The organism is Mesorhizobium sp. M7A.F.Ca.MR.362.00.0.0 (genome assembly GCF_004023175.1).
Lineage (GTDB): Bacteria > Pseudomonadota > Alphaproteobacteria > Rhizobiales > Rhizobiaceae > Mesorhizobium.
Genome location: NZ_RZTF01000047.1, coordinates 9,285 through 20,159 on the forward strand (window position 1 = coordinate 9,285; position 10,875 = coordinate 20,159).

Here is a 10,875-nt window from a genome sequence, read left to right on the forward strand (position 1 = left end):
CCGAAGTGGCGCTGGAAGATGGCGCGCTCAACCCGAAGATCCTGCTCGGGCCGCGCCGCCTGGTGCCGTTGGCGCTGGCCGGCATGGCGCACGGTATAGCTGTCACCTCCGAACTCGAACGCCAGCTGCGGGCGCCCAATCCCGGCCGCATGGACGGCCGCTTCGCGGTGCGCACCGGCGTGCCGGACCGGCTCGCCGCCGGCCTGACCGGCGCCGAAGCCAGGCTCTACGAGCTGATCGGTGCCGTGCCGCTCGCCGTCGACAGGCTTTTGAGTTCCAACGCGCAGAACGCGACGCTGAACCGGCTGGTGTCGCGCGGGCTGGTGCATGTCGCCGGCTTCACCCCGTCGGACGCCGCCCATGTGCTGGGCAAGCAGGCGAACTGGGATCCCATCGCCGCGCGCCTCGGCGCCGAATTGTTCGCCCGCAAGCGTGACGGCCGTGGCCAGTACATCGCCGCCTCGCCGGAAGCGATCTCGGAGCGGGTGCTGGTGACGCTGACCCGCTGGTCGGCCGAATACATCCTCGAGACCGCCTTTGCCGAGGATGGGCTCGATGGGGCGTCGACGGTGGCGCACGCCCTGGTGCAGCGCGCGGTCGACGCGCATCCCGGCATCGCCCGCCTGAGCGTTGCGCTCGACCGCCCGGTCATCGGCCTCGGCGCCTCGGCGCCGCTGCATTATGCCGGGCTGCCGCCGCTGATCGGCAATGACTGCGTGGTGCCCAGGGATACCGATGTCGCCAACGCGCTTGGCGCCGTCGTCGGCCAGGTCAGGGTTTCGGCCGAGGCGCGGGTCAGCCAGCCCATAGAAGGGCTGTTTCGTCTCGCCTCGGGCGAGACCGTGCGCGATTTCCTCGACGAGGCGACGGCTATCGCGGCGGCCGAGGCCGATGTCCGCGCCATCGTCGCGGAGCGCGCTATGGAGGCCGGCACCGACAGCGCCGAGATCGACGTCGCCACCGAATTCCGGGTCTCGACCGTCGAAGCCCAGCGCATGTTCATCGAGGCGCATGTGGTGGCGGTGGCCTCGGGAAGGCCAAGGATTGCGGTTTGAGCGGGGCGGCGAAATACGCCACCTTCACCCTAAGCTGAATTGACCCGGCAAACCTGACATGCCAAAGGCCCGCAAAGCCTTTCATCTGGAGTAGCCTGATGACCGACCGCATCGAGATCGCCGGATTGCGGATTGCCCGCGAGCTGCATGAGTTCGTGGCCAGGGAAGCGCTGCCGGGCACGGGCGTCGAAGCGGACGCCTTCTGGAACGGTTTTTCGGCCATCATCCATGATTTGGCGCCGAAGAACCGGGCGCTGCTGGCAAAGCGCGACGCCATCCAGGAACAGATAGACGGCTGGTATCGCGAGCATGGCGCGCCGGTCGACATGGAGGCCTACAAGGGCTTCCTGAAAGAAATCGGCTATCTCGTTCCCGAAGGCCCGGCCTTCAGCGTATCGACCGACAATGTCGACCCCGAAATTGCTGATGTTGCCGGACCGCAGCTGGTCGTGCCGGTGATGAATGCGCGCTATGCGCTCAACGCCGCCAATGCGCGCTGGGGGTCGCTCTACGATGCGCTCTACGGCACCGATGCCATCCCCGAAACGGATGGCGCCGAAAAGGGCAAAGCCTTCAATCCGGCGCGCGGCGCCAAGGTCGTCGCCTGGACGAAGACCTTTCTCGACGAGGCTGCCCCGCTCACCTCGGGGAAATGGGCCGGGGTCAACGGTCTGTCGCTGGCGCAAGGCGCCTTGCGGCTGAGCGCCGGTGCAGGCTCGACCACGCTGGCCAACCCGAAGCAATTCGTCGGCTACCGTGGCGACGCGGCCAATCCCGATGCGGTGCTGCTGGTGCGCAACGGCCTGCACATCGAGATCGCGATCGACCGCAACAACCAGATCGGCCGCACCGATCCGGCTGGCATCGCCGATGTCATCCTGGAATCGGCGCTGACCACCATCCAGGACTGCGAGGATTCGGTCGCGGCGGTGGATGCGCCAGACAAGGTCGTCATCTACCGCAACTGGCTCGGCCTGATGAAGGGCGATTTGGCGGAAGAGATCACCAAGGGCGGCAAGAGCTTTGTCCGCAAGCTCAATCCTGACCGCTCCTACACCGCGCCCGCCGGCGGCACGCTGACCGTGCCCGGCCGCTCGCTGATGCTGGTCAGGAATGTCGGCCACCTGATGACCAACCCGGCGATACTGGATCGCGACGGCAACGAGGTTCCGGAAGGCATCCTCGATGCGGCGATGACGGCGCTGATCGCGCTGCACGATGTAGGGCCGAACGGCCGCCGCGCCAACTCCCGCGCGGGCTCGATGTATGTCGTGAAACCCAAGATGCATGGGCCCGACGAAGTCGCTTTCGCCGTCGAGATCTTCGACCGCGTCGAAGCGCTGCTCGGTATGGCCAGGAATACCATCAAGATGGGCATTATGGATGAGGAGCGGCGCACCACCGTCAACCTCAAGGAGGCGATCCGCGCCGCAAAAGCGCGCGTCGTGTTCATCAACACCGGCTTCCTCGACCGCACCGGCGACGAGATTCATACCTCGATGGAAGCCGGCCCGATGATCCGCAAGGGGGACATGAAGCAGGCCGCCTGGATTTCCGCCTACGAGGCGTGGAATGTCGACATCGGGCTGGAATGCGGCTTGGCCGGCCACGCCCAGATCGGCAAGGGCATGTGGGCGATGCCGGATTTGATGGCGGCGATGCTGGAACAGAAGATCGCCCACCCCAAGGCCGGCGCCAACACTGCCTGGGTGCCGTCGCCAACGGCGGCGACGCTGCATGCCACGCACTATCACAAGGTCGACGTCCACGCCGTGCAGGCGACGCTGAAGAACCGGCCCAAGGCGAAGCTCGACGACATCCTGTCGGTGCCCGTTGCCGTGCGGCCGAACTGGTCGCCCGAGGACATCCAGAAGGAACTCGACAACAACGCGCAGGGCATTCTTGGCTATGTCGTACGCTGGATCGACCAGGGCGTCGGCTGCTCGAAAGTGCCTGACATCAACGATGTCGGCCTGATGGAAGACCGCGCCACGCTGCGTATATCCTCACAGCACATCGCCAACTGGCTGCACCACGGCGTGTGCAGCGAGCACCAGGTGATGGCGACGATGAAGCGCATGGCTGACATCGTCGACCGCCAGAACGCGGGAGACCCACTCTACCAGCCGATGGCGGCCGACTTTGACAAGTCGATAGCCTTCCAGGCCGCTTGTGACCTGGTCTTCAAGGGCCGCGTCCAGCCCAATGGCTACACCGAGCCGGTGCTGCACGCGCGGCGGCTGGAACTGAAGGCGCAGCAGAGCTGAAGAGGCCAGTGTCGTGTATGGGCGGCGGGTTTTCGGCCTGCTTTCTCCGGGGTGAGGCGTCAGGGAGCTGTATGGTCCAGGAGCCGGATGGTGGGATCGCGACGGTGTTCGGAGTTGACCCGATCGACGCCTTCCACCGTAATCGCGATCGTCCCGTTTTCCACTCTTGCTATCCAGCCCTTCGCTTTCAGATACCAGAGATGAAACTCGAGATGCTCTCGCGGACAGTCTGACAGGCGTTCGAGCTCCACATCTCCGATCCCGGGATTGCCGACGTCGTGCCGGCGCTTCGCGTAAAGCAGCGACAGCAGCCTGGCCTGGATCACGACGTCACGCTCGATGCCTTTGGTGTTGCTGGCTTCCTCGGTCAATTGACGGCGAAGGCCGGCATGGTCCCTGTACGCGATGTCGTATTGTGCGCGTTTGACCGGATCCTTGAGCGTATTGTGGGCTTCCACGATTTCACTGAAACGGGCTTCATCGCCGGTTTCGCGATTGTCTGGATGATAGCGCATCGCAAAATAGCGAAATATGCGCTCCAGCGTTTCCGAATTGGCGTTCGGGCTGACTTCCAAAACTTCGTAGTAGTCAATGAACATAGCGGGCTCCCCGGCCACACCATATTCGCATTGTCTAAATAAGGAATGTCAATGCGGAGGCCAAGACCTTGGTCCGACGCCGATGACATCCACGCTTTCTGGAAGAGGAAGAAAATGGCCGGCGTCCGGTCGGTGGGGGCCGTTGGGTGGTGAGGACGCCGGCCAAGCGGACAATCAGGTCCGCCACCGTGGAGATGATCGATTCGCGGAGGCCGGGTTATGGCGTGATCGCGGAATGCAATGTGGCGAGGCCGGCTTGTCGGCGGACCTACGCCGCCTGCGCCATCCGCTCCGAGCTCATGCGGTAGGAGATCGCTTCGGCCAGATGGATTCGGCCGACGGTTTCGCTTGCGTCGAGATCAGCGAGCGTTCGCGCCACCTTCAGCACGCGATGATAGGCCCGCGCCGAAAAGGCGAGCTTTTCGCTGGCGTCCTTGAGCAGCGACAGGCCGGCGGCGTCCGGCATGGCGATCTCCTCGATCACCGAGGGTGCGCAATGCGCGTTGGTGGTGGCTCGGGTAGCGCCGAGCCGTTCGAACCGCTCGCGCTGGATGGTGCGGGCGCGTGCCACACGCAGCGCCACATCGGCACTTTTCTCCGCCCGGTCGGGCCGGATCAAGTCGCTGGCCGACACCGCCGGCACCTCGATCCTGAGATCGATGCGGTCGAGTAGCGGGCCCGAAATGCGCGCCTGGTAGTCGGTGCGGCAGCGCTCGCCGCGCAGGCAGCGATAGCCCGGCTCGCCGGCCATGCCGCATCGGCATGGGTTCATCGCCGCGACCAGCTGGATGCGCGCCGGATAGGTGACGCGATGGTTGGCGCGCGCGATCATGCAGTCGCCGGTTTCCAGCGGCTGGCGTAGCGCATCGAGCGTCTGCGGCGTGAACTCGGGAAACTCGTCGAGGAACAGCACGCCGTGATGGGCCAGCGACACCTCGCCCGGCCGCGCGCGGATGCCGCCGCCGACCATCGCCGCCATCGAGGCCGAGTGGTGCGGTGCGCGGAACGGCCGCCGGTCGGTCAATTTGCCTTCGCCGAGCTCTCCCGCCACCGAGGCGATCATCGAGACTTCCAGAAGCTCCTTCGGCGCCAGCGGCGGCAGGATCGACGGCAGCCGCTGCGCCAGCATCGATTTGCCGGATCCCGGGGGTCCGATCATGAGCAGATTATGCCCACCGGCGGCGGCCACTTCCAGCGCCCGCTTGGCGGTCTCCTGGCCCTTGATGTCGGCGAGGTCAGGCAAATCCAGAGCGGCGGCATGGATGCCGGCCTCGGGGCGCGACAGCACCTGCGTGCCGCGGAAATGGTTGGCGATGGCGATCAGGCTGCGCGGCGCCAGAATGTCGAAATCCTTTCCAGCCCAGGCCGCCTCCGGTCCGCAGGCGAACGGACAGATCAGGCCCTTGCCTTCCGCATTGGCGGCGATAGCCGCCGGCAAGGCGCCGGCGACCGCGGCAATCGTGCCGTCGAGCGACAATTCTCCAAGCACGACATAGCCGGCCAGCATGTCGCCCGGAATGGCGCCAAGGGCAGCCATCAGGCCAAGCGCGATCGGCAGGTCGTAATGACTGCCTTCCTTCGGCAGGTCGGCCGGCGCCAGATTGACAGTCACCTTCTTCGACGGCATCGACAGGCCGGAAGCATGCAGTGCGGCCTGCACCCGCTCGCGGCTTTCGGCCACCGCCTTGTCGCCGAGGCCGACGATGTGCATGTTGACCTTGCCGGGCGCGATCATCACCTGCACGTCGACCGGCACGGCCTCGATGCCCTGGAAAGCCACCGTGCGAACCCGCGCCACCATCGTGCAACCCCAATTCAGGCTGGCCCCAGCCCTGCGTTCAGGCCAGGAACGGCCCCTCGGGCAGACAATCACACTTCAACGGTCAAATCAAGAACATTACGGGAACGCATGACCGCTGGGGTTGCAGTGGAAGCGAGCGTGGTTGCAAAAACGGAACATGGTTAAGACAAAATGAAAACGGCTTACGCGCGCTTTCCCTCGACCGCGTCCCAGAACAGGCTTGCAATGTCGGCGCCGCCGAAGCGTTTGACTTCGCGCACGCCGGTCGGCGAGGTCACGTTGATCTCGGTCATATAGTCGCCGATCACGTCGATGCCGACCAGGATGAAGCCGCGCTCCTTCAGCGATGGGCCGATGCGGGCGCAGATTTCGCGCTCGCGCTCCGTCAGTTCGGTCTTTTCGGCGCGGCCGCCAACATGCATGTTGGAGCGGGAATCATGTTCGGCCGGCACCCGGTTGATGGCGCCGACCGGCTCGCCGTCGATCAGGATGATGCGCTTGTCGCCCTTGCGCACGTCCTTGAGATAGCGCTGCACGATATAGGGTTCGCGGAACATCTGGCCGAACATTTCCAGCAGCGAGGCAAGGTTGCGGTCGCCCTCGAGCAGATGGAAGATGCCGGCGCCGCCATTGCCGTAGAGCGGCTTGACGATGATGTCGCCGAACTCCTTGCGGAAGGCGGCAACTTCGAGCGGATCCTTGGTGATCAGCGTGTCCGGCATCAGGTCGGCAAATTCGGTGACGAAGATCTTTTCCGGGCTGTTGCGCACCCAGGCCGGGTCGTTGACCACGAGCGTTTTCGGATGGATGCGCTCCAGGATGTGCGTGGTGGTGATGTAGTTCATGTCGAAGGGCGGATCCTGGCGCAGCAGGACCACATCCATCTCCGACAGGTCGGTACGCACCTTCTCGCCCAGCGAATAGTGGCTGCCCTTCTCGTCGCGCACCTGCATTTCCTCGATGCGGGCAAACACCTTGCCGTCGCGCAACGAGAGCCGATCCGGCGTGTAGTGGAACAGCTCATGGCCGCGCCGCTGCGCTTCCAGCGACAGCGCGAACGAGGTGTCGCCGGCGATCGACACGGTGGAGATGTGGTCCATCTGGACGGCGATTTTCAGCTTCATGGCGGGTCTCCGGCGGCTAGGATGGACGACTGTCTTGCCTGTACAGGCTCACTGCCCGTCTGCCAATCGCGACATTCCTGGGATCGGCATCCGACACCCGAATGCGCTGCTTTCATCGATCCTTCGAAACAGTCGCGGTTGCCCCTGGAAAATCGATTTCGCGATACGTTTCCTAAAGGGTTTGCTGCCAGTCTGAAAATAAATTCCGACGTCACAAAACAGGGACACCGATGCAAACTTCGTTTGGCACCGGTCAGGCAAACAGGGAGAGCACGGATCTGGCATTCACAGATCCGTTGACCGGGCTTGGCAACCATCGCCGCTTCTTCGACAAGGTCGATCGCCTGATCGCCGACCGTGCCGACGATCCCGCGCCCTTTACCGTCGGCATTCTCGACCTCGACGGCTTCAAGCCGATCAACGATCTGTTCGGCCACAAGGCCGGAGACGACATCCTGATCCAGGTGGCGATGCGGCTGCGCGCCTCGATGGACGGCCATTCCACGGTCTGTCGCATCGGCGCCGACGAATTCGCTTTTCTCTATCCCCTGGTGTTCAGCGAGGAGGCGGCGGCCGAAAAGTCGCGCATGCTGATCGAGATCCTGTCGGCGCCCTATGATGTCGGCGAACGCACCGCCAGGCTTTCGGCCTCGGTCGGCTGCTCGCTGTTCTATTCGGGCGACGAGACCACGGAAATCCTCATCAACAAGGCCGAGACGGCGCTCTATCACGCCAAGCGTTCCGGCCGTGGCCGCGTCGTCGTCTACACCCGTGAGATGGAAGAGGCGGCCAAGCGCGTCACCCGCATCGAACAGGCGCTGCGCCGGGCTGTCTCGGCCGGCGAGGTGGAGCCGCATTTCCAGCCCATCGTCGATCTCGCCACGCGCCGCACCATCGGCTTCGAGACGCTGGCGCGCTGGACAGATCGCGACCTGGGCTCGGTGCCGCCGACTGTCTTCATTCCCATCGCCGAGGAGCGTGGCATCATCGGCCCGTTGTCGCAGCTGGTGCTGCGCAAGGCGACCGAGGCCGCCAGAAGCTGGCCGAAGGACCTGTTCCTGTCCTTCAACCTGTCGCCATCGCAGCTCGTCGACCAGAACACCGGCCTGCACATACTGGCGATCCTCGATCGCACCGGGTTCGATCCGCGGCGGCTGGAGATCGAGATCACCGAGACCGGCCTGATGAACGACCCAGCCTCTGCCGCGCAGATCGTCGAGGATCTGCGCCGCGTCGGCATCCGCGTCTCGCTCGACGATTTCGGCACCGGCCAGTCCTCGCTCGGCCGTCTGCGCGAATTCCATTTCGACAAGCTCAAGATCGATCGCGCCTTCGTCTCCTCCATTCTCGACGACCGTCCCTCGGAACACATCATCCGCGCCATTCTCGCAATGTGCGAGGGGCTCGGCATGGACGTCGTCGCCGAAGGCATCGAGCAGGAAGCGCAGGCCGATCGCCTGGTCCAGTTCGGCTGTGCCGGCGGGCAAGGCTATCTGTTCGGCAAGCCGGTCGACGCCGACGCCACGCTCGGCTATCTCCGCGATTCCTTCCGCGGCGCCCTGCGCGCCAAGGCGATCTGACCGGCGATCCCCCGTAGCCCATAATCCCGACGGTGCCGCTTTGCGCATCCGGTGCGGCGCATTGTCGTTTTGTCTGACATAAGCCCAGAAATCCGGCGGTTCGCCCTTGCCCGCGCGCCTTGCGTGGCTAGGATGCGCGCCGATCACGCTACAGCGCCGCGCGTCCTTTTGGACGCGCAAAGGACGCTGTAGCAATTTACATTTTGCGCATGATCCCTTTCCGAAAATCGATCCGATTTTCTGGGTCATGCGCTGGGAGACAGGAACGATGATGCCATCGGCGCATTTTGCCGACCTCGAAGGAGCCTCGGTGCTGATCACCGGCGGCGGCTCCGGAATAGGTGCTGCACTGACCGAGGGCTTTGTGCGCCAGGGCGCCAATGTCGCCTTCATCGACATCGCCGACGGCCCAAGCACGGCTCTTGCCGACCGCATCGAGAAAGCGTTCGGCAAGCGGCCGCTCTATCTCAAGACCGACCTACGCGACGTCGAGGCCCTGCGGGCGTCCGCCGCGAAGGCCGCCGAGGCGCATGGCGATGTCACCGTGCTGGTCAACAATGCGGCCTGGGATGAACGCCACGCCGTCGAGGACGTGACGGTCGAGTTCTGGGACAACAACCAGGCCATTAATCTGCGGCCGCATTTCTTCACCGCGCCAGCGGTGGCGCCGGGCATGAAGCGGGCGGGCGGCGGCTCGATCATCAACTTCACCTCGACATCCTATCTGATCAACCACCCCGACATGCCGTCCTACACGGCCGCCAAGGCCGGTATCCTCGGTCTGACCAAGGGATTGGCCGGCAAGCTCGGTGTCGACGGCATCCGCGTCAACGCCATTGCGCCTGGCTGGGTGATCACCGAGCGGCAGAGGGAGCTCTGGGTGACCGAACAGGGGCTTGCCGCCCATGTCGCCAAGCAGTGCATCAAGCAGGTGATGCAGCCCGACGACATCGTCGGCACCGTGCTGTTCCTGGCCTCGGACGCCTCGCGCATGCTGACAGCGCAGATGCTGGTCGTCGATGGAGGTTTCCTGTGAGCCCAGCCGGCAATGCACCGGCGGTCGCCGCCGTCGACTGGGGCACGACCCGCATGCGGGTCTGGCTGATAGACGGGCAAGGCAAGGTGCTTGCCGAACGCCGTGGCGACGATGGCCTGATCACGGCGCAGCAGAAGGGCTTTTCGACCATCCTCGAAGGGCATCTGGCGGCGATGGGAGCACCAGCGGCGCTGCCCGTCATCATCTGCGGCATGGCCGGATCCCGCCAGGGCTGGCTGGAAGCACCCTATGTCACCGTGCCGGCGCCGCTTAGCGCCATCCTTGCGGGTGCCGCCAGCGTGCCCGGCCAGAGCCGCGACATCCGCATCGTTCCGGGCCTTGCCCAGCGACTGACTGACGCGCCCGACGTCATGCGCGGCGAGGAAACCCAGCTTGCCGGCGCTGGCTTGCCGGCCAAGGGACGCCAGCTGGTCTGTATGCCCGGCACCCATTCGAAATGGGTGCTGGTCGAGGACGGTACTGTCACCGGCTTCGGCACCTGGCCGACCGGCGAGCTGTTTTCGGTGCTTGCCGCGCATTCGATCCTGCGCCATTCGCTCGGCGAACATCCAAAGCCCGTCACATCGGACAATCCGTTCTTCCGCCGCTGGTGCGAAACCGCATTGAGCGATGGCGGCGATGTCACCTCGCGGCTGTTTTCCATCCGCGCCGCCGGCCTGCTGCAGGATTTGAAAGCCGACGATGCCGCAGCCTGCCTGTCCGGCCTTCTGATCGGCGGCGAGATCGCCTCCGCCAGCCGTCGGCACGGCGCCGGTGCGGAACCCGTGGTGCTGGTCGCCTCCGGTGCGCTGGGAACGCTGTACAGCGAGGCGCTCGGCCTTGCCGGACTTGAGGTCCGGGCCGTCGACGCGGACGAGGCGGTGCGTGCAGGTCTCGTCGAGGCGGCGCGCGAGAACGGCATGATCGCAAGAATTGGAGCAGCTCGATGAGCCAGACCGCACCGTTTCCAAAACTCAAGCGCGGCCTGGTTGCCATCCTTCGCGGGCTCAAGCCCACCGAGGCGATGGCCATGGGCAAGGCACTGTTCGACGCCGGCATCGAGGCGATCGAAGTGCCGCTGAACTCACCGCAACCGTTCTCGTCGATCGCCCGCATCGTCCAAGTGCTGCCGAAAACGGCGCTGGTCGGTGCCGGCACGGTGCTGACGCCGGCCGATGTCGATGGCTTGCACCAGGCCGGAGGGCGGCTGCTGGTCAGTCCCAACATCGATGCCGAGGTGATGGCGCGCGCCATGCACTACGGCATGGTGACGATGCCCGGCGTGTTCACGCCGACCGAAGCCTTCCAGGCGATCAAGCTCGGCGCCTCGGCGCTGAAATTCTTCCCGGCGAGCGTGCTGGGTGCCGGCGGCATTTCCGCGATGCGCGCCGTGTTGCCGGCGCAGACATTGGT

Annotated in this window: 8 protein-coding genes and 1 pseudogene; 6 read left to right on the forward strand and 3 right to left on the reverse strand. The window is 65.0% G+C overall.

What is annotated here, in order from left to right; translation table 11 throughout:
- Both EOC06_RS42045 and EOC06_RS09270 read left to right on the forward strand, forming a co-directional pair.
- A pseudogene (locus EOC06_RS42045) lies at positions 1–1,055 on the forward strand (hydantoinase/oxoprolinase family protein); the annotation flags it as partial.
- 98 nt (positions 1,056–1,153) lie between these two features.
- Positions 1,154–3,322, forward strand: coding sequence for a malate synthase G (locus EOC06_RS09270; protein WP_128307575.1), 2,169 nt, complete (start codon positions 1,154–1,156; stop codon positions 3,320–3,322).
- Positions 3,323–3,381: 59 nt separating this feature from the next.
- Here EOC06_RS09270 and EOC06_RS09275 read toward each other — a convergent pair whose 3' ends face one another.
- From EOC06_RS09275 to gshB, 3 genes are all read right to left on the reverse strand, one after another.
- Complete coding sequence (locus tag EOC06_RS09275; protein ID WP_128307576.1) at positions 3,382–3,921, reverse strand: J domain-containing protein; 540 nt, start codon at positions 3,919–3,921, stop codon at positions 3,382–3,384.
- 268 nt (positions 3,922–4,189) lie between these two features.
- Entirely contained in the window at positions 4,190–5,722 is a 1,533-nt protein-coding gene (locus EOC06_RS09280; protein WP_127408270.1) for a YifB family Mg chelatase-like AAA ATPase, read from the reverse strand.
- 182 nt (positions 5,723–5,904) lie between these two features.
- A complete protein-coding gene (gene gshB, locus EOC06_RS09285; protein WP_128307577.1) occupies positions 5,905–6,846 on the reverse strand; it encodes a glutathione synthase in 942 nt (313 codons plus the stop codon).
- A 230-nt stretch (positions 6,847–7,076) separates the two neighbouring features.
- Here gshB and EOC06_RS09290 point away from each other — a divergent pair, with 230 nt between their 5' ends.
- The 4 genes from EOC06_RS09290 to EOC06_RS09305 form a co-directional block, all read left to right on the forward strand.
- Positions 7,077–8,426, forward strand: coding sequence for a bifunctional diguanylate cyclase/phosphodiesterase (locus EOC06_RS09290; protein ID WP_127382164.1), 1,350 nt, complete (start codon positions 7,077–7,079; stop codon positions 8,424–8,426).
- 268 nt (positions 8,427–8,694) lie between these two features.
- Entirely contained in the window at positions 8,695–9,462 is a 768-nt protein-coding gene (locus EOC06_RS09295; protein ID WP_128307578.1) for an SDR family NAD(P)-dependent oxidoreductase, read from the forward strand.
- Entirely contained in the window at positions 9,459–10,412 is a 954-nt protein-coding gene (locus tag EOC06_RS09300) for a 2-dehydro-3-deoxygalactonokinase (protein WP_128307579.1), read from the forward strand. Before EOC06_RS09295 ends, EOC06_RS09300 begins: the two co-directional genes overlap by 4 nt.
- Positions 10,409–10,875: 2-dehydro-3-deoxy-6-phosphogalactonate aldolase (locus tag EOC06_RS09305; protein ID WP_245469425.1), on the forward strand; the 467-nt coding region annotated here is incomplete at its 3' end. The genes EOC06_RS09300 and EOC06_RS09305, both read left to right, overlap by 4 nt.

What these genes read in the sequence shown, in the direction of transcription:
- EOC06_RS09270 (WP_128307575.1), top strand. Translation starts at nt 1,154, where the DNA reads ATGACCGACCGCATCGAGATCGCCGGATTGCGGATTGCCCGCGAGCTG.
- EOC06_RS09275 (WP_128307576.1), bottom strand. Translation starts at nt 3,921, where the DNA reads ATGTTCATTGACTACTACGAAGTTTTGGAAGTCAGCCCGAACGCCAAT.
- EOC06_RS09280 (WP_127408270.1), bottom strand. Translation starts at nt 5,722, where the DNA reads ATGGTGGCGCGGGTTCGCACGGTGGCTTTCCAGGGCATCGAGGCCGTG.
- gshB (WP_128307577.1), bottom strand. Translation starts at nt 6,846, where the DNA reads ATGAAGCTGAAAATCGCCGTCCAGATGGACCACATCTCCACCGTGTCG.
- EOC06_RS09290 (WP_127382164.1), top strand. Translation starts at nt 7,077, where the DNA reads ATGCAAACTTCGTTTGGCACCGGTCAGGCAAACAGGGAGAGCACGGAT.
- EOC06_RS09295 (WP_128307578.1), top strand. Translation starts at nt 8,695, where the DNA reads ATGATGCCATCGGCGCATTTTGCCGACCTCGAAGGAGCCTCGGTGCTG.